Origin of the sequence: Streptomyces sp. NPDC059994 (assembly GCF_042737755.1) — a bacterium.
Classification (GTDB): Bacteria; Actinomycetota; Actinomycetes; order Streptomycetales; family Streptomycetaceae; genus Streptomyces.
Genome location: NZ_JBHWUR010000025.1, coordinates 44441 through 66749 on the forward strand (window position 1 = coordinate 44441; position 22309 = coordinate 66749).

20 protein-coding genes and 1 pseudogene are annotated in these 22309 nt (G+C 73.7%); 8 read left to right on the forward strand and 13 right to left on the reverse strand.

The features are described from left to right. Positions 1 to 61 precede the first annotated feature (61 nt). Entirely contained in the window at positions 62 to 445 is a 384-nt protein-coding gene (locus ACFWA7_RS15695) for an MmcQ/YjbR family DNA-binding protein (RefSeq protein ID WP_385533474.1), read from the reverse strand. A gap of 262 nt (positions 446 to 707) precedes the next feature. On the opposite strand from ACFWA7_RS15695, the gene ACFWA7_RS15700 reads away from it, so the two are divergent. After that, positions 708 to 1862, forward strand: coding sequence for a saccharopine dehydrogenase family protein (locus tag ACFWA7_RS15700; RefSeq protein ID WP_385823419.1), 1155 nt, complete (start codon positions 708 to 710; stop codon positions 1860 to 1862). Between the two features lie 118 nt (positions 1863 to 1980). On the opposite strand, the gene ACFWA7_RS15705 is transcribed toward ACFWA7_RS15700, so the two are convergent. Continuing rightward, positions 1981 to 2682: an endonuclease V gene (locus tag ACFWA7_RS15705; RefSeq protein ID WP_385533472.1), complete on the reverse strand. Its 702-nt coding sequence runs from the start codon at positions 2680 to 2682 to the stop codon at positions 1981 to 1983. A 215-nt stretch (positions 2683 to 2897) separates the two neighbouring features. Between ACFWA7_RS15705 and ACFWA7_RS15710 the strand changes: the two genes are divergently transcribed. Then, positions 2898 to 3197 (forward strand): YciI family protein, encoded by a 300-nt coding sequence (locus ACFWA7_RS15710; protein WP_385823384.1) that lies wholly within the window; start codon positions 2898 to 2900, stop codon positions 3195 to 3197. Here the strand turns inward: ACFWA7_RS15710 and ACFWA7_RS15715 are convergent. Beyond that, positions 3194 to 4291: a WD40/YVTN/BNR-like repeat-containing protein gene (locus tag ACFWA7_RS15715; protein WP_385823386.1), complete on the reverse strand. Its 1098-nt coding sequence runs from the start codon at positions 4289 to 4291 to the stop codon at positions 3194 to 3196. The two genes, ACFWA7_RS15710 and ACFWA7_RS15715, sit on opposite strands and share 4 nt — an antisense overlap. A gap of 243 nt (positions 4292 to 4534) precedes the next feature. Here ACFWA7_RS15715 and ACFWA7_RS15720 point away from each other — a divergent pair, with 243 nt between their 5' ends. From ACFWA7_RS15720 to ACFWA7_RS15730, 3 genes are all read left to right on the forward strand, one after another. Beyond that, entirely contained in the window at positions 4535 to 4951 is a 417-nt protein-coding gene (locus ACFWA7_RS15720) for an SsgA family sporulation/cell division regulator (protein ID WP_385533463.1), read from the forward strand. A gap of 301 nt (positions 4952 to 5252) precedes the next feature. Further along, positions 5253 to 6893 (forward strand): ABC-F family ATP-binding cassette domain-containing protein, encoded by a 1641-nt coding sequence (locus ACFWA7_RS15725; protein ID WP_385823388.1) that lies wholly within the window; start codon positions 5253 to 5255, stop codon positions 6891 to 6893. A gap of 175 nt (positions 6894 to 7068) precedes the next feature. After that, on the forward strand, positions 7069 to 8043 hold the full coding sequence (locus tag ACFWA7_RS15730) for an acyl-ACP desaturase (RefSeq protein ID WP_385533457.1): 975 nt from the start codon (positions 7069 to 7071) through the stop codon (positions 8041 to 8043). A gap of 106 nt (positions 8044 to 8149) precedes the next feature. Here the strand turns inward: ACFWA7_RS15730 and ACFWA7_RS15735 are convergent, their stop codons facing one another. The 4 genes and pseudogenes from ACFWA7_RS15735 to ACFWA7_RS15750 all read right to left on the reverse strand — a co-directional run bounded on the left by ACFWA7_RS15735 (position 8150) and on the right by ACFWA7_RS15750 (position 9269). Further along, positions 8150 to 8323: a GMC oxidoreductase gene (locus ACFWA7_RS15735; RefSeq protein ID WP_385823390.1), complete on the reverse strand. Its 174-nt coding sequence runs from the start codon at positions 8321 to 8323 to the stop codon at positions 8150 to 8152. A gap of 61 nt (positions 8324 to 8384) precedes the next feature. Further along, a pseudogene (locus tag ACFWA7_RS15740) lies at positions 8385 to 8489 on the reverse strand (hypothetical protein); the annotation flags it as partial. A 142-nt stretch (positions 8490 to 8631) separates the two neighbouring features. Then, positions 8632 to 8898 carry a WhiB family transcriptional regulator gene (locus tag ACFWA7_RS15745; protein ID WP_371655689.1) on the reverse strand — a complete coding sequence of 89 codons (267 nt, stop codon included), beginning with the start codon at positions 8896 to 8898 and terminating at the stop codon, positions 8632 to 8634. 167 nt (positions 8899 to 9065) lie between these two features. Next, complete coding sequence (locus ACFWA7_RS15750) at positions 9066 to 9269, reverse strand: hypothetical protein (protein WP_385823392.1); 204 nt, start codon at positions 9267 to 9269, stop codon at positions 9066 to 9068. A gap of 120 nt (positions 9270 to 9389) precedes the next feature. Here ACFWA7_RS15750 and ACFWA7_RS15755 point away from each other — a divergent pair, with 120 nt between their 5' ends. Then, positions 9390 to 10136: an IclR family transcriptional regulator gene (locus tag ACFWA7_RS15755; protein WP_385533450.1), complete on the forward strand. Its 747-nt coding sequence runs from the start codon at positions 9390 to 9392 to the stop codon at positions 10134 to 10136. A 370-nt stretch (positions 10137 to 10506) separates the two neighbouring features. Then, entirely contained in the window at positions 10507 to 12153 is a 1647-nt protein-coding gene (locus ACFWA7_RS15760) for a serine/threonine-protein kinase (RefSeq protein WP_385823394.1), read from the forward strand. A 7-nt stretch (positions 12154 to 12160) separates the two neighbouring features. Here ACFWA7_RS15760 and ligD read toward each other — a convergent pair whose 3' ends face one another. Then, complete coding sequence (ligD, locus tag ACFWA7_RS15765; protein WP_385823396.1) at positions 12161 to 13186, reverse strand: non-homologous end-joining DNA ligase; 1026 nt, start codon at positions 13184 to 13186, stop codon at positions 12161 to 12163. Between the two features lie 65 nt (positions 13187 to 13251). Between ligD and ACFWA7_RS15770 the strand changes: the two genes are divergently transcribed. Continuing rightward, entirely contained in the window at positions 13252 to 14322 is a 1071-nt protein-coding gene (locus ACFWA7_RS15770; RefSeq protein WP_385823398.1) for an ATP-dependent DNA ligase, read from the forward strand. Between the two features lie 9 nt (positions 14323 to 14331). On the opposite strand, the gene ACFWA7_RS15775 is transcribed toward ACFWA7_RS15770, so the two are convergent. The 5 genes from ACFWA7_RS15775 to ACFWA7_RS15795 are packed head-to-tail and all read right to left on the reverse strand — an operon-like array spanning position 14332 to position 22309. Further along, positions 14332 to 15390, reverse strand: a complete 1059-nt coding sequence (locus ACFWA7_RS15775; RefSeq protein WP_385533438.1) for a class I SAM-dependent methyltransferase — start codon at positions 15388 to 15390, stop codon at positions 14332 to 14334. Beyond that, the gene (locus tag ACFWA7_RS15780; RefSeq protein ID WP_385823400.1) at positions 15377 to 16609 is read right to left on the reverse strand and encodes a glycosyltransferase; all 1233 of its coding nucleotides are present in this window, start codon (positions 16607 to 16609) and stop codon (positions 15377 to 15379) included. The genes ACFWA7_RS15775 and ACFWA7_RS15780 overlap by 14 nt, the downstream gene beginning before the upstream one ends. Next, complete coding sequence (locus ACFWA7_RS15785; protein WP_385823402.1) at positions 16606 to 17475, reverse strand: alpha/beta fold hydrolase; 870 nt, start codon at positions 17473 to 17475, stop codon at positions 16606 to 16608. Before ACFWA7_RS15785 ends, ACFWA7_RS15780 begins: the two co-directional genes overlap by 4 nt. Further along, entirely contained in the window at positions 17469 to 17819 is a 351-nt protein-coding gene (locus ACFWA7_RS15790; protein WP_385533431.1) for an acyl carrier protein, read from the reverse strand. Before ACFWA7_RS15790 ends, ACFWA7_RS15785 begins: the two co-directional genes overlap by 7 nt. After that, the gene (locus ACFWA7_RS15795; RefSeq protein ID WP_385823404.1) at positions 17816 to 22309 is read right to left on the reverse strand and encodes a beta-ketoacyl synthase N-terminal-like domain-containing protein; all 4494 of its coding nucleotides are present in this window, start codon (positions 22307 to 22309) and stop codon (positions 17816 to 17818) included. The genes ACFWA7_RS15790 and ACFWA7_RS15795 overlap by 4 nt, the downstream gene beginning before the upstream one ends.

Consider the following 22309-nt stretch of genomic DNA (forward strand, 5'->3'; position numbering starts at 1 on the left):
CCTTGCGCGAGCAAGCGCTTGGTTTCCACCGAGTGGTCCGCCAGTGTTCCACCGGCCCGGCTCAGTCGGCGTCGAGCTCCGCGATCAGCTTCTTCGTGGCGATCGTCCGATAGCTCTCCTCCACCCACTCACACAGCAGATCCGCCCTCGGCGCGCCCTTCCCGGCCAGCGGCACCCGCACCCACCCCGACTTGCCCAGGCCGTACCCGGACGGCTGGGCGCCCGGCGAGGTCAGGGCGTGCGCGTGCGTGGCCTCGTCCGTCAGCTTGACGCCCATGCCCAGCGGGTAGCTGCCGTCACCGACGCCGAGGAAAACGAAGATCTTCTTGTTGACCTTGACCACGGTCTCGCCCCAGGGGTACTCCTCGACGGCCCCCGGCAGGCCCAGGGCGAACGCCCGCACCTTCTCCCTTTTCGCCAGCGCGGCCTTCGGTGGTGCTCCCATGTCCGTCCTCCTTGATCACCCGCGACACCGCTTCTCACGCTAGGGTCTGTCCGGCGGATTCGGCCGGCTTCGGCCCCGGCGCGTTTTCGGTGCGCGTGCCGACCAGATCCGCCGGCCAGGCCCTCGCCTCAGCCACCGGCAGCGGCGCGGGAGCGCGACCAGGGCAGAAGCGGAGGAAATCCCCTTGGAACAGTCGGAACGGTCGCAACGGGCAGAGCGGTCGGCGCAGCAGCAGGCGCGGCGGGCGGCGAGGCCGTACGACATCGTGCTGTTCGGGGCCACGGGCTTCGTGGGCACCCTCACGGCGGAGTATCTGGCCGCGCACGCGCCCCAGGGGTGCCGCTGGGCGCTGGCCGGGCGGTCGGCCGCCAAACTGGAGCGGCTGCGCGAGAAGCTGGCCGCGATCGACCCGGCGTGCGCCTCGCTCCCCCTGATCGCCGCGGACTCGGCCGACCCCGAGTCGCTGCGCGCGCTCGCCGAGTCCGCACGCGTGGTGGCCACCACGGTCGGCCCGTACGTCTGGTACGGCGAGGGCCTGGTCGCCGCGTGCGCCGAGGCGGGGACCGACTACCTCGATCTGACCGGCGAGCCGGAGTTCGTGGACACGATGTACGTACGCCACGACACGCGGGCCCGGGAGACCGGCGCGCGCCTGGTGCACGCCTGCGGCTTCGACTCGGTACCCTGCGACCTGGGTGTGTACTACACGGTCCAGCAGCTGCCCCAGGGCGTGCCGCTGCGCGTGGATGGCTTCGTACGCTCCAACGCGACGTTCTCCGGCGGCACCCTGGCCTCCGCGCTCACCGCGATGGGGCGCGGCCCGCAGCAGCTGCGGGCGGCCCGGGAGCGGCGGCTGCACGAGCCCCGGCTCGTCGGGCGCCGGGCCCGTGCCCCGCTGGGCACACCGCACTTCAGCCGCGAGACGGGCGCCTGGGCGCTGCCGCTGCCGGTCCTCGACCCGATGGTGGTGGCCCGCTCGGCCTCGGCGAGCGCCCGCTACGGCCCCGACTTCCGCTACCGCCACTTCGCGGCCGTGCGCCGGCTGCCGCTGGCGCTCGGCGCGGTGGCCGGGGCGGGCGCGGCGTTCGGTGTGGCCCAACTGCCCGCCGCGCGGCGGTGGCTGATCAACCGTTACGAGCCGGGCAGCGGCCCCGACCAGGAGCGCCGCGACCGCAGCTGGTTCTCGCTGCGCTTCGTCGGCGAGGGCGGCGGGCGCCGGGTGTTCACCGAGGTCTCGGGCGGCGACCCGGGGTACGGCGAGACCGCGAAGATCCTCGCGGAGGGGGCGCTCAGTCTGGCGTTCGACGAGCTGCCGTCGGCGGCGGGGCAGTTGACCACCGTCACGGCGATGGGCGACGCCCTGCTGGCCCGGATCCAGAAAGCCGGTATCCGCTTCCGGGTGGCCCACGCGCGCTGAGCGCATCGCGGGGGCGCGGTTGTTCGGCTGCGGACCGCGCTCGGCAGGGGCGCGGTTCCCCGCGCCCCTGAAGGGGCGCCACACCGTATCGTGTTCGACAAGCCCGGCCGGCGTGTGCCTACGCCGGCCGCAGCACCGTACGCAACGCCTCTCTGCACAGCGCGTCCGCTCGACGCGTCGACTCCGGGAGGCGGTAGCTCGGGGTCAAGCGCAGGACGTGGGCGCACGCGTTGTCCAGGCTCACCCGGTGGCCCACGGACACGAACACCGGCTTGACGGCGTCCTGGGTGCGCAGCGCCCGGCCGACCTCCTCGCCGTGCCCGGCCACCAGCGCCGAGGCCTCGCCGCGCCGGGTGCCCGGCTGCTCGTACGCGAAGGTGAACGGGTTCTTGGCGACGCCGATCACCGCGAGCCCGGTGAGGACGCCGAGGTGGGAGGCGAGGCCGAAGCGGCGCGGGTGGGCGAGCCCGTACCCGTCGCACACCACCAGGCCCGGGTCAATGGTCAGCGCGCCGAGGGCCGCCATGACCGTGGGGATCTCGCGGAAGGCGAGCAGCCCGGGCACGTACGGGAAGGCGACCCGGCCGACTGCGGTGGACTCCTCGACGACCTCCAGGGTGGCCGCGTCCAGGACGACGGCGGCCGCGGCGACGACGTCCCGCTCGTCGTCGTACGCCACGTCCACGCCCGTGACCAGCCCGGTGCCGGGGGGCGGGCCGGGCTCGTCGAGCACGACCCGGCCGCGCAGTTCGTCCTGCACGGCCAGCGCCCGCGCCTCGTCGGCGGGCCAGCCCTCGGGGATGTCTGTGAGCGTCACCATGCCCCTCACCCTAGGGTCTGTCGTCAAATTCCCGCCCGCCCCGCGACGCCTGGTGCGTGCTCTCGCCGCACCGGGCGAAAGCCCAAGTACGTCCAGTACGAGGACCTCCGCCCGGCACGCCGAGAGCGCGCACCAGACGCCGCGGGGCCGCCCTTCGGGCGACGGCGGGAATTTGACGACAGACCCTGGACGCGGGCCGGAGTAGCCTGACGATCATGTTCATACTGGACCTGACCTACACCGCCCCCATCGAGCGCGTCGACGAGCTGCTCGCCGAGCACGTCCGCTGGCTGAACGGGCTGTACGAGGCCGGAGTGTTCATCGCCTCCGGCCGCAAGGAGCCCCGCGAGGGCGGGATCATCCTGGCCGTCGGGGACGACCGCGCGGCGATCGAGAAGGTCACGGCGACCGACCCCTTCAGCGTCAACGGCGTCTGCGCGTACCGGATCACCGAGTTCTACGCGACCAAGGTCGCCCCCGAACTGGCCTCATTGCGGCAGGAGTTGCCCGCCTAGCGGGCCAGCCGGGCCACCCGGCCCTTCTCGCCCGCCGCCCAGCAGCCGCGGTCCGGCGCGCAGTCCACGGTGTCGTACGAGCCGGTGTCGACGGTCCGCCAGGTGCGGCCGCCGTCGGTGGTGGCGTCGGTGCCGGTGGGCCCCACCGCGAGGGCGGCCGACCGGCTGTGCGGCAGCCAGGCGACGCCGGAGCGGTAGGCCGCGACCGGGGCCGCCGCCGGGAGCCAGCCGCGGCCGCCGTTCCCGGTGACCTCGGACGCCCGGGGCGAGGCCTGTCCGGCCCGGTAGTCGCCGCCGACCGCGATCCCGTGCGTACGGTCGCGGAAGGCGAGCCCGAAGACGCCGCGCGCCGGGTCCCCGGCCGGGACCGTCGACGCGGCCGCCGTCCAGGTCAGACCGCGGTCGGCGGAGTGCAGGACGCGCGCGGTGGCGGCGCCGCCGGTGGCCAGCCACACGTCGTACGGCCCGGAGCTCACCAGGCACTGGCCGCTCGCCGCGAAGGAGGCCTCGCCGGGCTGCGCCTCGGGCATCCCGGTATTCGGCAGCACCTTCCAGGAGCGGCCGCCGTCGGCGGTGGAAAGGATGCGGTACTTGCCGTCGACCGGGTCGCTCACCGCCAGGCCGTGGCGGTGGTCGAAGAAGGTGAGGCAGTCGTAGAACGCCTTGGGGTCGGGGTTGCGGAACGACTCCTTCCAGGTGGCGCCGCCGTCCTCGGTCCGGTAGACGCGGGACGCCTCGCCCTCGCCGATGGCGAGCACCACGGCCCGCTGCCGGTCGAAGGCCTCCACGTCGCGGAACTCCAGCCCGCCCGCGCCCGGAGGCGAGACATCGCGCCAGCTGCGCCCGCCGTCGGTGGTCCGCAGCACCCTGCCCTTCGTGCCGGCCACCCACGCGGTGGTCCGGCTGACCGCCGCGAGGCCGCGGAACCGCGCGTCCGTACCGGTCTGCGTCGGCTGCCAGGCCGGTGCCGGGCGGCCGTCGCCGTGCTGCTCGCCGTTGCCGTGCGCCTGGGCCGGTGCGGTCAGCGCGGCCGCCAGCGCGACCCCGCCCAGCCCCACCGTCAGCATGCGTCTCGTCTTCCCCATGGGCTTCATGGCGCTGGAAGCTAGCCGACCTCGCGTAGGGCGTCCAGAGGGCGAAATTCGACCGTATCGACATCAATCCGGAGCCGTTGAGCACCGCGTAAGAACGGTCGGTGACGCACCGGTAGGTGACGCACACGTAGCGATCAGGTGACACAGCTCACCCTCGGCTCTTGTGCACGCAACCGTGTTTTCTGCCGTCTTCGTGAGCAGCAGGAAGAGAAGTACCCGGTCGTGAGGTTAGGGGAACAGGGCGTGTCCACTGTCATCGAGCAAGCCGTCGAGGCCCGCCTGATCGCGTCCGACCCGCGGGTGCAGACCGTCCCCGCGGTGCTGAGCTACGACCGCGAGGACCCCTTCGCCGTGCGGATGGTCTTCCCCGCGCCCGCCACCCTCGAAGGGGTGGAGGTCTGCTGGGCGTTCGCGCGCGAACTCCTTGAGGCGGGGGTCGACGCCTCGGTGGGGATGGGCGACGTGCGGGTCCGGCCGTACGGGTTCGACCGCACGGTCGTGGAGTTCCACGCCCCCGAGGGCACCGCGATGGTGCATATCCGCACCTCCGAGCTGCGCCGCTTCCTCAAGCGCACCCAGCTGATGGTGCCCCCCGGCCACGAGCACCACTACCTCGACCTCGACGAGGACCTCACCGTGCTGCTGCGCGACGCGTGCTGACCGCCCCGCCGCCGGCACCCGCCGCCGCGCCGGCCGACCGCGTGCCGTAAATCGTTTGCACCCGGCCGACGACACGTCGTACGTTCATTTCGGCCCTGTTGTCGTCGATCGGAGTAGGACGTTGCTCGTCTGAGGCACCTGAGACACCGTTTCGCGCACTCCCTTCCGTGTCGCGCGCGCGGTGTGACCTGCCTCCGAGCCGTCCTCCACGACCAGGGCCTCTTTTCTTTTCTCCTGCTGCCCTGACACCGGTGTCTCAGTTCCCGTTGCCCCCGCCCTTCCCCGCAACCGGGAGACATCCATGTCTGCTTACTCCGCGTCCTCGACGCACATCAGCTGTTCCGACCTCTCCTTCGCCTGGCCCGACGGCACCTCGGTGTTCGCCGGCTTCCAACTGGCCGTCGGCCCCGGCCGCACCGGTCTGATCGGCCTCAACGGATCGGGAAAGTCAACGCTGCTGCGCCTGCTCGCCGGTGAACTCACCCCGGCAGGCGGCCGGGTCGCCACGGCGGGCGAGATCGGCTATCTGCCGCAGAACCTGACCCTGGCCACCGAAATGCGGGTCGACGAGGCCCTCGGCATCGACCGGGTACGGGCCGCGCTGCACGCCATCGAGGCGGGCGACATCCGCGAGGAGCACTTCACGGCGGTCGGCGACGACTGGGACGTGGAGGAGCGGGCCCGGGCGGCGCTCGGACAGCTCGGCCTGGACGCCGTCGGTCTCGACCGGACCATCGGGGAGCTCTCCGGCGGCGAGTCGGTGCTGCTGCGCCTTGCCGCGCTGCTGCTGCGCCGCCCCGACGTCCTGCTGCTCGACGAGCCGACCAACAACCTGGATCTGCGGGCCCGTCGGCGGCTCCACGACGCCGTCGCGGCCTGGCCCGGAGTGATGGTCGTGGTGAGCCACGACCGCGAACTCCTCGACCGGGTCGACCAGATCGCGGATCTGCACGACGGCGAGGTCTCCTGGTACGGCGGAAACCTCTCGGCGTACGAGGAGGCGCTGGCCGTGGAGCAGGAGGCGGCCGAGCGGATGGTGCGGACCGCCGAGGCCGACGTCCAGCGGCAGAGGCGCGAACTCGCGGACGCCCACGTCAAGTTGGCCAGGCGCAAACGGTTCGCCCAGAAGAGCTACGAGAACAAGCGGGTGCCGAAGATCGTCGCCAACGGGCGCAGGAGCGAGGCCCAGGTGTCGGCGGGCAAGCACCGCATCCTCCAGACCGAGCGCCTCGCCCAGGCCCAGGGCCGGCTCACCGAGGCGGCCGACGCGGTCCGGGACGACGACGAGATCCGCATCGAGCTCCCGTACACCAAGGTCCACCCGGGCCAGGGCGTCCTGACCCTGCGTGACCTCCGGCTGCCGTACGCGGAGCGGGCGTTGGGCAACCTGGAGATCCACGGACCGGAGCGGATCGCGCTCGTCGGCCGCAACGGGGCCGGCAAGACGACCCTGCTGCGGGCGCTCGCCGGGCAGCTCGCACCGGCGGCCGGCGAGGCGGAGGCGCATGTGCCGCTGCGGTTCCTGCCACAGCGCCTCGATGTGCTGGACGACGAGCTGAGCGTGGTGGAGAACGTGGCGCGGTACGCGCCCGGCGCCACCGGCAACGCGATCCGGGCGCGGCTCGCCCGCTTCCTGTTCAAGGGGGCCCGGGCCGACCGCCCGGCCGGGACCCTCTCGGGGGGCGAGCGCTTCCGGGCCTCGCTCGCGGCGCTGCTGCTCGCCGAGCCCGCGCCGCGGCTGTTGATGCTGGACGAGCCGACGAACAACCTGGACATGGCGAGCGTGCGGCGGCTCACCGACGCGCTGGCCGCCTTCGAGGGCGCCCTGATCGTGGCGAGCCACGATGTGCCGTTCCTGGAGTCGATCGGGGTCACCCGGTGGCTGCTGCTCGACGGTGAGCTGCGCGACACGACGGCCGAGGAGGTGAGGGAGGGCCATTGAGGTTGTCCGACTTGTCTCTGTTTAAAACGCTATGACCTGCAAAAATAACGGAGAGTAGTCAAGGGGGAGGAGGACGGGACTTGGCTGGGGCTTACTGCGCGCTTAACCTACGGTCTCGTAACCTACGTAGCCGTAGGTAGCCCGTCCCCTCTTCCCGTCCCCCTGGAGCACCCTCGTGACGATCACCTCCCCCCACCTCGGCAGTTCGGACGTGTGGACCGACGCCCGACTGCTGTACGCGCTGGAGGAGGTCGTCGAGAAGGAGCTCAACCGGCACCTCAAGGTGGCCAAGGACTGGATGCCGCACGACTATGTGCCGTGGTCGGACGCGCGCAACTTCCCGGGCCTCTTCGAGGACGGCGAGGCGTGGGAGCCGCAGCAGTCCAAGGTCACCGACATAGGAAAGATCGCGCTGGTGGTGAACCTCCTCACCGAGGACAACCTGCCGAGCTACCACCACGAGATCGCCAGCCTCTTCGGGCGCGACGGCGCCTGGGGCACCTGGGTGCACCGCTGGACCGCCGAGGAGGGCCGGCACGGCATCGTGATGCGCGACTACCTGCTCGCCTCGCGCGCCGTGGACCCGGACAAGCTGGAGCAGTTCCGTATGGCGCACATGGCGGAGGGCTTCGAGTCCGACAACCGGCACTCGATGCTCCACTCCGTCGCGTACGTGGCCTTCCAGGAGCTCGCCACCCGCATCTCGCACCGGAACACCGGCCACCAGTCGGGCGACCCGGTCTGCGACCGCATGCTGGCGCGGATCGCGACCGACGAGAACCTGCACATGGTCTTCTACCGCAACCTGCTGGGCGCCGCCTTCGAGATGGCTCCCGACCTGACCATGCAGGCGGTACGCGACGTGGTCGTCGGCTTCCGGATGCCCGGCCACGGCATGCCCGGCTTCGAGCGGGCCGCCGCGCAGATGGCGATCGGCGAGATCTACAACCTGCGCATCCACCACGACGACGTGATCCAGCCCGTGCTGCGCTTCCTGAAGGTCCTGGAGATCGACGGGCTCGGCCCGGAGGGTCTCAAGGCGCAGGAGGAGCTCGGCCTGTACATGGGCGGCCTCGACGCGGAGGCGAGCAAGTTCGACGAGAAGCTCGCCGCGCGCAAGGCCCGGATGGTGGCCCGCGGCAAGGCCTGACGGCCACGGTCCCGGCACGGGGGGCCTGCCCCGTTCGGCGTGAGCGCGGCCGCCCGGCCTTCACCTGCCGGGTCCGCTGATCCTCGCTACCGCGCGTCCTCCCGGATCAGCGCGCGTCCTCCCGGATCAGCTCCGCCGCCTTCTCGGCGAGGGCGCCCGCCGGGGCGTGCGTGTGGCCGCGCGTGATGCGCGGCATGGCGGAGGCGTCGACCACCCGCAGACCCCCGGCGCCGCGCACGCGGAGCCGGGGGTCGGTGACCGAGCCCTCGTCGCTGCCCATCCGGCAAGGTGCCCACCGGGTGGTACAGCGTCCCGGCGGAGCCGCGCACCGCCGCCGCGAGCGCCTCGTCGTCGACGACGCCCGGGTAGGGCGCCAGCGGCCCCGACGTGTGCTCGGCCAGGGCCGCGGTCGCGAGCAGCTGCTCCGCCCGGCGCACCCCCACCATCAGCCGGCGCAGGTCCTCCTCGGCGGTGAGGTAGGCCGGACGTGCCAGAGCGCGGACGCGCGGCCCGCCCCCGAAACGGGCTCGCGCGTCCGCCGGCGGAACCCGGCCGTTCCTGAGGCGGCCGGGTTCGTGGCTCGGTCTGTCAGGCCCGGCTGCGCTGGAGTTCGCGGCTGCGCTGGAGCTGGAGTCTCTCCTGCTCGGAGAGGCCGCCCCAGACGCCGAACCGCTCGTCGTTCGCCAGCGCGTACTCCAGGCAGGCCTGGCGCTCCTCACAGCTGCCGCAGAGCTGCTTGGCTTCCCGCGTCGAGCTCCCGGGGGCGGGGAAGAAGAACTCGGGCCCCGCCTGGGCGCACAACGCGGTCTCCTGCCAGGCGAGTTCCTGCCCGGCGATAGTGGTGTTGATCGACATGACATCCATGCTGGCCCGGCCGGATCAACGTCCGGTCAATGATCGTTGAACGCCCCCCGCCGCTTGCGTCAAGCGATCACCCGAACGGCGCCGCGCCCGGCGCCGGCGGGGCACGCGGCGAGCAGGCCACCGCCTGGGCGGCCTGGCGCCGCACGGTCTTTGGCCGATTACGGCTGCCCCGACGCCCCTCGGCCGCCCCCGTCCTGCCCGTTCACTCCCCCGCCCCCGTCCTGCGGCTCGCTCTTGATCAGGGCGAAGCGCGCCCCGAACGGCTCGGCCGCCATGGCGGGGCCGCCCGCGCCCGCCACCTCGACCGGCGCCATCCGGACCGCACCGCCGCGCGCCTGCTCCCTGGCCACGGTCGCGTCCACGTCGTCCGCCTCGAAGTACGGCCGGAGCGGTTCCGGCCGCCTTCGCCGTTGCCCTGAGCGACCAGATGGCCCGGCCGTAGTGTGGAGCCTTCGACGATCACGACCCGGCAGGGAGCCGATATGACCGACGCCACCACGGTGCGCACACCGACCGGCGCGCAGGCCGTGCAGCGCGCCCTGGAGGTGCTGCACGCCTTCCACGACAACGGCCCCGACCTCAGCGCGTCCGATCTCTCCCGGCGTCTGGGGTTACCCGTCTCCACCGCGCACCGGCTGGCCCGCACGCTCGTCGGGGCGGGCTTCCTGGAGCAGGACGTGCGGACCGCGCGCTACCGGCTCGGGCCCGCCATGACCGAGCTCGGCCGCCTCTCGTACCACCAGCGCGGGCTGCACCTGGCCGCCCCCGAACTGGCCGACCTGGCCGCGCGGACCGGCGCCGCCGCCGACCTCGCGCTGCGCAGCGGCCCGCACGTGGTGACCGTCGCGGGCGGCCCGGTGCCCCCGATGGCCGGGCTGCGCCGCCCGCTGCGCTCGACCGCGCCGGGCCGGGTGCTGCTCGCCTGGCCCGGGCCGGACGAAGCGGCGGCCCTGGACGAGGAGTTGGCGGACGTACGGGCCGACGGCTTCGCGCGCGAGGAGAGCGAGACGGTCCCCGGCGCGTACGGCGCGGCGTACGGGACGCGCACCCTGGCCGTGCCGGTCCTCGACCGTGCCGGCCACGCCCGCTTCGCCCTGTCGCTGCGGGCCGCGCCGGTGGTGATGACGGACGAGCGGGCCGTCTGGTTCCTGGCGCAGGCGCGCGCGTGCGCCCAGGCGCTGGAGATACTGCTGCTGCCCCCGGCCGAGCGCCGGCCGCCCCTGGCGTAGCGGGGCGGCCGGGGGCCGCCCGGGTCCTGCCGTCACCTTTCCCGTCGTCCGCCCGGCGGCGGGCGCGGGGCAGACGGGAAGGTGACGACAGGGCCCAGGCAACGGGTCCAGGCCGCTTCGGAGCCGTCCGGAGCCGGGGGCGGCCCGTCGCGGGCCGGCAGAAGGCGACCGCGGCGCCGAGTCATCACGAGCACTCTTCTTCCGACGCATGGCCTGCGCAGTGCGGTTCGGCGCGACAACGCCGAGCAGGCGGCTCAGCATGGAAGGGGGCGGGATCCTCGGCCGCATGACGGCGGAAGTGAGGAACCATGACGACGCGTACACCATCTGCACGGTGCCCCCGCCTGCCCGATCACGCCTCGGGAGCACCATGAGTGCCGATGCGCAACGGCTGCTGGCCGGCCGGTATCTCCTCGTCGAACAGCTCGGCCACGGCGGGATGGGCACTGTGTGGCGGGCGCAGGATCAGGGGCTCAGCCGTGAGGTGGCGGTGAAGGAGCTGACGGTCAGCGGCCTGCCGCGCGAGGAGCTCGCGGTGCTGCACGCCCGCATGGAGCAGGAGGCACGGGCCGCGGCGCGGGTCAAACACCCGGGGGTCGTCACCGTATTCGATGTGCTGGAAGAGGACGGCCGACCCTGGATCGTGATGGAGCTGATCGACGGCCAGTCGCTCGCCGACGTCATTGCCACCGAGGGGACACTGCTGCCACGGGACGCGGCCCGGCTCGGAGCGCAGTTGCTGTCGGCGCTGGACCGGGCGCACCAGCTCGGGGTTCTCCACCGGGACGTCAAACCGGCCAACGTGCTGCTTGAGCGCGGCGGCCGGGTGCTGCTCGGCGATTTCGGCATCGCCGTCATGGGGGGTTCCAGCGGCCTGACCCGCACCGGCGACGTCGTCGGTTCGCCGGACTACCTCGCCCCGGAGCGTGCCATGGGCCACCGGCCGGGCCCGGAGTCCGATCTGTGGTCGCTCGGCGTGACGCTGTACGCCGCGGTGGAAGGGCAGTCACCGTTCCGCCGCACCACGACGATGAGCACCTTGCAGGCGGTGGTAGCCGAGGAGCTTCCTCAGCCCCGGCACGCGGGCCCGCTCGCCCCGGTCATAGAAGCGCTGCTGCGCAAGGACCCGAACGAGCGGGTCACAGCCGAGCAGGCACAGCGGATGCTGGGCGATGTGGCGGCCGGGCTGCCGGTGAGCGCGCCCGGGGCGGCGGAGCATCCGCCCACGCAGGTGGCGCCGCCGACGGACAGCGGCGGCAAGGAGCGCTTCGCCCCGGACGCGACCCAGACGCCACCGCGCACGCCGGTGCCGCCGCGCTACGCGTCGGGCGACCGGGCCGGGTCCGGCCAGGCGGCATACGACGACCATCGGGCGGCCACCCCGCCGACCGTACGGGTGGCCTCGGGCGACTACGGCGACCATCCGGGCGGCGCGGGCGACGGCCGGCGCAGACGGCGCAAGTCGCTGCTGATCGCCGGGGCCGCACTGGCCGCGGTACTGGCGGGCGGCGGCGCAGCCGCGGTGATGACCCTGGGCTCCCGGGACACCCCGCAGCCCGCGCCCGCCATCTCGCAGAGCGTTGTCACCCGGACGGCCACACAAACCCCTCCCAGCCGGGCCGGCGAGATCCCGGCACCGGCACAATCCAGCCCCGCACCGACATCAGTCCCACCGACCGCCCCGACCACCCCGACCACCCCGACCGCCACAAACGCCACGACCGCCACGACCGCACCCGCCCAGCAGGTCGTCGAGGACTACTTCGCCGCCATCAACGCCAAGGACTACGCGCGCGCATGGGAGCTCGGGGGGAAGAACCTGGGCGGCACGTACGACTCCTACGTCAAGGGCCTCTCCACCACCGTCTCCGATACGGTCACCGCCGAGTCCGTCTCCGGGGACACCGTGGGCGTGCGGCTCGACGCGCTGCAGACGGACGGAACGCACAAGTTCTTCGCCGGCACGTACACCGTTGGCCACGGCACCATCGTCACGGCCGACCTCGACACGCAATGACGCGTCGCTAGGACTCCTTCTTCCTGGCCCGGCTCGGCTGCACCCGCAGGGGCTCCCCCGGCATCTTGGGGTAGTCCGGCGGATACGGCATGTCGCCCAGCCGGTGGTCCTGCTCGTCGCGGGCGGCCAGTTCGAGGAGCGGCTCCAGGCCGAAGGCGTGGTCCTCCATGTCCGCGTGGATGTCTCCCACCTCGGCGTACCGCGCGGGCATGGTCTTCAGGTCGAAGTCCTCGGGGTGGACGTCGTCGAGCTCGTCCCAGCGCAGCGGCGCGGAGACCGGGGCGTGCGGCTTGGGGCGGACCGAGTAGGCGGAGGCGATGGTGCGGTCGCGGGCCGTCTGGTTGTAGTCCACGAAGATCCGCTCGCCGCGCTCCTCCTTCCACCACGCGGTGGTGACCTTCCCCGCCATGCGCCGCTCCAGCTCGCGTCCGAGGGCGATGGCGCAGCGGCGCACCTCGGTGAAGGTCCAGCGGGGCTCGATCGGGACGAAGACGTGGATGCCGCGGCCGCCGGACGTCTTGGGCCAGCCCCTGATGCCCGACTCGTCGAGCAGGGCGCGCAGTTCGTGGGCGACCGGGACCGCGTCGTCGAAGTCGGTGCCGGGCTGGGGGTCCAGGTCGATGCGGAGTTCGTCCGGGTGGTCGGTGGCCTCTCGCCGCACCGGCCACGGGTGGAAGGTGAGACAGCCCAGGTTGGCGGCCCACAGGACGGCGGCGGGCTCGGTCGGGCAGATCTCGTCGGCGTGGCGGCCGCTGGGGAAGGAGATACGGGCGGTCGGGATCCACTCGGGCAGGTTCTTGGGGGCGCGCTTCTGGAAGAAGGACTCGCCGTCGACGCCGTCCGGGTAGCGCTCCAGGGTGGTCGGGCGGTCGCGCAGGGCGCGGGTGATCCCGTCGGCGACGGCCAGGTAGTACGTGGCCACGTCCAGCTTGGTGTAGCCGCGCTCCGGGAAGTACACCTTGTTCGGGTTGGACAGCCGGACGGCGCGTCCGGCCACGTCCAGCTCGACGGCCTCGCCCTTGCTCGTGCCCATGCAGGCCACGGTAGGCGTGAGCCGCAAATGGCGCATATCGGCACAGTCCGGTGAGAATCAATGGCATGGATCTGCCGGTGATGCCACCCATGAAGCCGATGCTCGCCAAGTCGGTCGCCAGGATTCCGCCCGGGATGCAGTACGAGGCGAAGTGGGACGGCTTCCGTGCGATCGTGCACCGCGACGGCGACGAGATCGTCATCGGCAGCCGCAACGGCAAGCCGCTGACCCGCTACTTCCCCGAGCTCGCCGAGGCCCTCAAGGAGCGGCTGCCGCAGCGCTGTGTGGTGGACGGCGAGATCGTCATCGTCCACGAGGGCCGCCTCGACTTCGACCGGCTCACCGAGCGCATCCACCCGGCCGCCTCCCGGGTGAACCTGCTGGCCGAGCGGACCCCGGCCAGCTTCGTCGCCTTCGACCTGCTGGCCCTCGGGGACGACTCGCTGCTCGACACCCCGCTGAGCGAGCGCCGGGCGGCCCTGACCGGGGCCCTGGAGGGCGTCACGGCGCCGGTGCACCTGGCGCCCGCCACCACGGACGCCGAAGAGGCCCAGGAATGGTTCGAGCGGTACGAGGGAGCCGGGCTCGACGGGGTGGTGGCCAAGCCGCTCGATCTGCGCTACCGCCCGGACGCCCGGCTGATGTACAAGATCAAGCACGAGCGCACGGCCGACGTGGTGGTGGCGGGCTACCGCTTCCACAAGAGCGGCCCGGTCCTCGGATCGCTCCTGCTCGGCCTGTACGACGGCTCCGGCGCCCTCCAGCACGTCGGCGTCTGCGCGGCCTTCCCGATGAAGCGGCGGGCCGAGCTCGTCGAGGAGCTGGCGCCGCTCCTGATGGACGACCCGGTGGGCGGCGGGCACCCCTGGGCGGCCTGGCTGGACGCGGCCGCCCACGAGGGCGCCCGGCTGCCGGGCGCGCAGAGCCGCTGGACGGGCAAGAAGGACCTGTCGTGGGTGGCGCTGCGGCCGGAGCGGGTGTGCGAGGTGGCCTACGACCACATGGAGGGCGACCGCTTCCGGCACACCGCCCAGTTCCGCCGCTGGCGCCCGGACCGGTCCGCCGGCAGCTGTACGTACACCCAGCTGGAGGAACCGGTCCGCTACGACCTGGCGGAGGTGCTGTCGGGCGGGTGACCGGCGCGCTCACCCGTCGCGGCGGGCGATCACCCGGTACGCGTTGGAGAACCGGGTCCGCCGCACCAGCGGGTTGAGCAGCTGGTCGAGTCCGTACACCGCGATCAGCACCGGCACGGCCGCCCACACCAGCGCGAACCGGACGGCCCGTGCGGCGCGGCCGGGGCGGCGGGCCCGCCAGGGCGCGTCGTCGCGCGGCAGCAGCCGGTCGAAGAGGAACCAGGTGGCGCACACCAGGTCGGCGGGGATGTGGGCGTCGCGCCGCTCGGCCACCACGACGGTGAAGCCGAGGTCGCGCAGCCGCCGGCACAGATTGCCCATCGGGACGAGGTTCAGGTGCTGGGGCTGGAACCAGGGCAGCCAGAGCCGGCCGAGCAGCCGCCCCGACAGCGACTCGGGATCGGGGACCTCGATCAGCAGATGGCCGCCGGGGGCCAACGCCGTATGCGCGGCGGCGAGTTCGCGGTGCGGGTCGAGGGTGTGCTCCAGGTAGTGGAACATGCTGACCGCGTCGTAGCGGCCCGCCATCTCGTCGGCGACGTCCACGAAAAGGCCCCGGTAGGCCTCCTCGATCCGGCCCTCCTTGGCCGCGAGTTCGACACCCTCGCCCATGTCGAGACCGTCGAACCCGGTGTCGGGCAGCACTTCTTTGGCGGTGGCGCAGAAGTGGCCGAGCGAGGTGCCGACGTCCAGCCACCGGCCGGGCAGGGCGACGCGCCGCAGCGCCCGGGCGCTGCGGCGGAACCGCTTCTTGCTGCCGTTGCCCTCGAACATCTTCGCGGTGGTCTCGGCGCCGAGGCCGTCGTAGAAGTCCCGGTAGTAGAAGTCCAGGCCCTCCTGGCTCAGCCGCGGGTTCTGGAAGATGTGACCGCAACCGCGGCACTGGTCGAGGACGAACTCGCCGGGTTTGCCCTGGATGAGGTCCGTGGTGCGGAACTTGCGGCGCAGGTCCGTGCCCAGGCACCACGGGCAGTCGGTGCGCGCCGGCAGGAAGAAGCGGCCCGTGCCACGGGCCAGCTCGTCCTGGTACGACGGGCGGAGGTCGGCGATCCGTTCACTGTCGGGCATGTGCGTCCCTCTCGGTCGGGCTCTGTCGGGGGTGTCCTGCGACGGGTGCCGCGGCGGCGAGCTTTTCGAGGTGCGTGGCGGCGGCCGACTCGCCGCCGGCGGCGCGGAACGCGTCCCGGACGCGTCGGGCCGCGTCCCGGTAGCCGGGCTCGGTCACCACCGCGTCCAGGGCCGCGCCGATCTGCTCGCGCCCCGCCCGCGCGAACTTCACCCTCAACCCGGCCCCGGCGCCCACCACTTGGGCCGCCACGACCGGCTGGTCGTCCCGGATCGGCGCGACCACCAGCGGCACCCCGTGCCACAGCGCCTCGGTGACGGTGTTGTGCCCCGCGTGGCAGACGACCGCCGACATCCGCTCAAGCAGGGCGACTTGCGGCAGCTCCGTCCTGATCAGCACATCGGGGCCGGGCGGCATCGCCCCGAGCAGCCCTCCGGGGTCGCAGACCACCGCCCGCAGCCGGCCGGTGCGGGCGCGGACCGCCGCGACGCTCTCGGTGAGGAAGCGGCCGCCCGCATCCGTGTTGGCCGTCCCCAGCGTGATCAGGACCGCCGCCGTCCCCGGCGCCAGGTCCAGCCACTGCCAGGGGAAGTCCCCGGAGGCGGAGCGCCGGGCGGCCAGCGCCGGCCCGACGAAGCGCAGATCCGTCTGAGGTGTGGTGTACGGGCCGGTCAGCTCCGGGGTGGTGAAGGCGAGGGTGAGAGCCGGGGAGAAGCGCGGGTCGTGGGTGGCGGCCGGATCGCCGATGCGCTGCCTCAGCTCGCCGAGCAGCCCGGTGAGCCAGCTGTGCACGCCCGGCATTCCGGCCATGCTGTCGGTGAGTTCGGCCGATGTGGTCGACGAGGTCGCGAAGGGCACGCCGAGCCGCTCCGCCACCAGGGCGCCCGCCACGGTCTGCTGGTCGGCCACCACCACGTCCGGCCGGAACGCGGCGACCGCCGCCGCCACCCCGGGCGCCATCGCCCCGGCGAGCGGGCCGAGGAAGCCGGCCCACAGGAACTTCAGCGCCGCCACTCCGCGCAGGTCGGGCGGCCGTCCGCCGATGCCGTCCGGCCCGGCGCACTCGTACACCCGGGGCCGCTCCCCCACAAGCCGCCCCACGACCTCCGGGCGGCCCGCCCACGCCACCTCGTGGCCCCGGGCGGTCAGCTCGGCGGCGACGGCGGCGGCCGGGTTGATGTGGCCGGTCAGCGGCGGCACCACGAACAGGAAGCGGCTCACCGGGCCGGGCCCGGTTCGCTCGGCCCGGCCGCGGCGGTGTGCTCGGGCAGGGGGTGGTCGCGGATCCAGCTCAGGGCCAGCTCCCCGACGGCGTCGGACGCCTCGACGAGGACCGAGTGCTTCTGCCCCGGCACCACCGCGACCCGGCAGCGCGGCAGCAGCGACCGCAGCCGGGCGGCCTCGGCGGCCACCAGGCCCTCCTGGCCGTTGATCAGCAGCACCGGGCAGCGCACCCGGCCGAGCTGCTGGTCGGTGAGGACCCGGCCGCCGGGAATGTCCTCGGCGATGGTGGTGGACCGCACCAGCCGCCCCGCCGCCTGGCCGAGCCGGCGGATGTGGGCGTCGTGGCGGGTGTCGCCGGTACGGGTCGAGGAGAGCGTGCCGTACTGCTCGGTGAACCACAGCAGCGCGTCGTCCTCCGCCATGCCCCCGGCGTGCCGCAGCGCCGCCGACATGGTGTCCGACCAGGTCCGGCTGGCGGGACCGGACTCGATCACGGTGACGGTGGCGACGCGCTCGGGCCGGTGCACCACGTAGTCGAGGGCGACCGTGCCGCCGAAGGAGTTGCCGACGAGGTGGACCGGCGCGTCGATGTCCAGCTCGTCGAGCAGCGCGTCCAGGTCGGCGGCGAAGTCCTCCAGCGTGTAGCCGGACGGCGGGCGTTCGCTGCGGCCGTGCCCGCGCAGGTCGTACATGACGGCTTCGTATCCGGCGGCGGCGAAGACCGGGCCGAGGGTGAAGTAGTAGCTGGCGAGGCTGTCGATGAAGGCGCCGTGGATGAACACGGCCGTTCCGTGCGGGCGCCGGCCCCTGGGGGCCAGCCGCTGGACGTGCAGCCCGAGCCCGTTGGCGCGGATCATCACCATCGGACGGCTCCTGGTCCGGGAGTCCCGCCCAGGCACCGCACCACGTGCGCGACGAGCTGTCCCACGGTGAGCGCGATGATCGCGTCGATCTCCAGACCGGCGACGAACTCGGCGAAGTTGACCCGCTCGCCGTACCGCTCCTCCAGATGCCCGGAGAGCATCACGAGGTCGATGCTCTCCAGCTCCAGGTCGTCTCCGAACAGGGTGTCGGGGCGGATGTCGGCGGGGTCGGGGGCGTAGTCCCCGAGCACCTCCACGATCAGCCCGGCGATCTCGGCCAGGACCTGCTCCTCGTCCGGCGGGGCGAGCGGGACGGGGCCGGGCAGCCGTTCGCTGGTGGTCACTGGGTGTTCTCCTTGAGGGTCGTCGCAGACGTGGTCCAGGCCACGACATGGGTGGGGTCGACGAGCGTGCAATGGACGTGGTGGCGGCGGCCGTCGACGGTGACGGTGAGGGAGCCGGGGGCCGCACCGGTCACTTCGAAGGCGTGCGGCCGCCCGCCGAACCCGGTGCCCTCCGCCTTGGCGGCGGCCTCCTTGGCCGCCCAGAACCGGGTGAACCACAGGGCCTCGGACTCCCCGGTCCCGGTGACGAGCCGGTCCAGGAGGACGAGTTCGCGGGGGCCGAGGGCGACGCGGCGGGTCTCGGGGGTGCGGTCCGTGATCTCTTCGACGTCGATGCCGACACCGGTGTCGTACGGATACGGGCCGGGCCCGGCCGGGCGTACGAGTGCGACCGCGAGGTCGCCCCGGTGGGCGAGGGACAGGTCGAGCGCCGGGAGCGTACGGCCGTGCACCCCCACGGCACGGGGCCGCCCCGACTCCTCGTTCACGATCTCGATCTCGGCCGGAAACACCGCGCCCTCGCCGCGCTCCCACAGCCACCGCCGTACCGCGTCCTTGGCTGCGATCCGGCCGAGCAGCCACTGCCGACGGCCGCGCGGCGGCTTCGTCTCGTACGCCTCGCGCTCGGCCCGGCCCAGCTGCATGCGCATCAGCAGGTCGCGGGAGGCCAGGTCAGGCCACACGTCCCGCAGCAGGCACCAGCCGCCGGGCTGGGCCTCGGCGAGGGCGAGGTGTTCCGGATAGCCGCCGGACCTGCGTGCGTCGAGCCCGGAGAACCGGCGGTCGCGCCAGCCGGTGAGCTCCGCCCACACCGTCCCGTCGGGCAGGGTGAGCCGGACGTCGGCGAGGAGGGTGTCCTCGGTGAGCGAGGTGATGACGGCGTGGCAGTCGACGGGGGTCCCGCTGGGCGGGGGCGGCCCGAAGAAGCGGGCCGCCGCCAGGGCGACGGGGAAGATCACCGTCCGGGTGGGGTGGGTCGACATCAGCCAGTAGCCGAGGAGTTGGCCCACGTTGTCGAGGAGCGCGCCCGGCGCGGACGGCGTGGTGATCGTGCCCCGGACGTGGCCGGGCCCGAGCCCTCGCAGCGCGGTGACGCCCTGGAAGGCGGGTCCGTGGAACATCCACCGGTCCTCGTACAGCTGGGCCGCCGCGATGCCGGGCGGGCGCTCGTCGGCCGCGTCCAGCGGTGGCGCGGGCGGCGGGGCCGGGTAGGCGGGGGCCAGGTGGACGCTCGCGCGGGCGTACGGCCCGAACGCGACGGCCCACCGTCCGGGACCGTCCGGCCGGGCGGTGATCGTCACGTCCACGGCCGGGATGGCGTTGACCCACTTCTCCAGCCGCACGTCATGGACGGCGACGGCCCGCTGCCCGGGCACGGCCCGTTCGGCGGCGGCCATCAGATGGTGCAGGACGGTGGTGGCGGGGACGACCGGATGCCGGTCGGCGGGATCGGGCCAGCCGGGCCGCTGCGGGAAGAAGCAGTGGTCGAGGAGGTAGGGCATGTCGGCGGTGGAGACGCGGAGTTGAGTGCGGTGCTCAGGGGGCGGGGCGGCCGTTTCAGGTGCGGGCGCTCTCTGCGGTGCGGCCGGTGTGCCGGTGGTCGGCCTCGGCGGGGCCGTCGCCGCCTCCAGTACGGCCTTCACGCTGTCCGCCGTCTCCCGCATCAGCGCGTCGAGCTCGGCGGCGACGGGGTGGCGGCGGGTGAGCGTGTCTCCCAACATGCCTGTGGATCCCGGGTGTTCGGCCCTTCCCCCGGTACGGGGGCTCAGCTCGGCACGTAACTCGTCCAGGCGGTGGGGGTCGAGGGGGACCAGCGCGGCTCCGAGGTCGAGGGGGATCGGGGCGGCGGAGGAGCGCGGCCCGTCCGGCCGGGCGGGTGAGAGCGCGTACCCCTCCGCCCACAGCCCCGTCTCCACCCGCAGCAACTGCGCGAGGCCGCCGCGCCGGGGCGAGTTGGCGGACAGCGTGAGGTGGTCGCGGGTCTTGAGGGTGTCGTCGATCAGCGAGGTCAGTCGGCCCGTGCCCACCTGGACGAAGGCCCGGAAGCCCGCCGCGTACATGGCGTCGACGAGCGGCCGGAACCGTACCGGCTCCAGGAGGTGGCGGACGAACAGGGCGCGGACCTCGCCGGGGTCGGCCGGGAACGGCGCCGCCGTGGTGCCGGACCAGACAGGGACGCGCTGCGGAAGGATCTCCGCCGCGTCCACGCCCCTCTTCATGGGGCCCAGATACGGGGCGAGCATCGGCGTGTGGAAGCCGGAGCGGAACGGGAGCACCTGGCAGATCACGCGCTCGGCCCGGAGCTTCGCCGCGAACTCCTCGACCGGCTGCTCCGGGCCGCACACCATCGACTGGCCGGGCGAGTTGTCGTGCGAGAGGACGAGATCGGGCCAGTCGGTGAGCGCCTCGGTCACCCGGGCCGCCGGGGCGCCGATCGCCGCGAACGCCAGGCCCGGCACCCGGAGCGAGTCGGGGTCGAAGGAGGCGAAGAAGTCATCGGCCTTGCCGGCCGCGAACATGCCGCCCGCGATCATCGCCGTCCACTCCCCGACGCTGTGTCCGGCGACCCCGTCGGGCCGGACGCCGAGCGCGCGCAGGGCCTCGTCGAGGACCCGGCCGACGCGGAGGACGCCGAGCCCGTGCCGGGCGACGTCGGTCGCCTCGGTGTACGCACGGCCCGGCAGCCGCAGCCCGTAGTGCTCGGCCACCTCGTCCACCCGGGGCGCGAACTCGGCCTCCAGACCGGGGAAGACGAACGCCACCTTGCCCCCGCCCGCCTTCCCCAGCAGCGGACGCGGGGCGAACCACACGTCGCTGCGGCCGCGCCACGAGCGGCCCTGGGCCACCGCACGACGGGCGAGCGCCAGCCGCTTGGCGATCGGATCGACGATGCCGAGCCGGGCGGCGGGGATGTCCGGGGTGTCCTGCGGACACGGGGCGGCGCCCCGCTCCCGTACCGTCGCGTCGTCCGCGTCCAGGAGCCGCGCCAGGTCCTCCGCCGTGGCGGCCGTCAGGCGCAGCACCCGCTCCGGTTCGCGCACGGCCGCCCGGCGTGGGGCGGGCACGGCTCCCGGTGCCTGCTCAAGGACCACATGGGCGTTGATCCCGCCGAACCCGAACGCGTTGACGGCGGCCCGGCGCAGCGGCCCCTCCCACGGGCGGGCGACCGCCGCCGGGCGGAACCGGGTGCGGGCGAGGGCGGGGTGCGGATCGTCGCAGTGCAGGGTCGGCAGCAGGGTCGCGTGGTGCACGGCGAGGGCCGCCTTCACCAGTCCGGCGACGCCCGCCGCGGGCATGCAGTGGCCGATCATCGACTTCACCGAGCCGATGACGGGCGCGGGCGCGCCGTCCGCGCCAGGCCCGAACACCTCGGCCAGTGTGGCCAGTTCGGCCGCGTCGCCCGCCGGGGTGCCGGTGCCGTGCGCTTCGAGGAGGCCGAGGGAGCCGGGGCCGCGCGGGTCGAGGCCCGCCGCTCGCCAGGCCTGCCGGACCGCTCGGGTCTGGCCGCCCGGGTCGGGGTTCATCAGAGCGGCGGCGCGGCCGTCGCCCGCGACGCCGGTGCCACGGATCACCGCGTACACACGGTCGCCGTCGCGTTCGGCGTCCGCGAGGCGCTTGAGGGCGACGACACCGGTGCCCTCGCCGATGAGGATGCCGTCGGCCGCCGCGTGGAAGGGGCGGCTGCGCTGGCTCGGCGAGAGGGCGCGCAGCTGGGCGAAGACGCTCCACAGCGTGATGTCGTGGCAGTGGTGGACGCCGCCCGCGAGCATCAGGTCGCAGCGGCCCGAGGCCAGTTCGCCGATCGCCTGGTCGACCGCGATCAGCGAGGACGCGCAGGCCGCGTCCACCGTGTACGCCGGGCCCCGCAGGTCCAGGCGGTTGGCGATGCGGGACGCCGCCAGGTTGGGGACGAGCCCGATGGCCGACTCCGGGTGCTCGGGCCCCAGCGTCTCGGTGAAGGCGGCCCGTACCCGGTCGAGCTGGTCCGGGGCGAGGTGGGGCAGCAGCTCGCCCAGGGTGTGCGTCAACTGGTGTGCCGTGCGCACCCGTTGGTCGAGTCGGACGAGGCCCGGGTTGAGGTAGCCGCCCCGGCCCAGGACCACCCCGACCCGGCCGCGCTCGGGCAGCCGCTCCTCGCCGCCCGCGTCCGCGATCGCCCGGGCCGCGACCGAGAGCGCGATGAGCTGGTCGGGCTCGGTGCCCGCGACCGAGCTCGGCATGATGCCGAAGCGGGCGGCGTCGATCTCGGCGAGGCCGTCCACGAAGCCGCCGCGCCGGCAGTAGATCCGGTCGGCGGCGCCGCCGGGGTCGCCGGGCCGGTAGTAGACCGGGTCCCAACGCCCCTCGGGCACCTCCCGTACGGCGTCCACACCGTCGACGAGGTTGCGCCAGTACGCGTCCAGGTCCTTGGCGCCGGGCAGCAGGACGGCCATGCCGACGATGGCGACGGGGACTTGACGCTCCCCCACGGTTTGCCTGTCGTCGGCCAT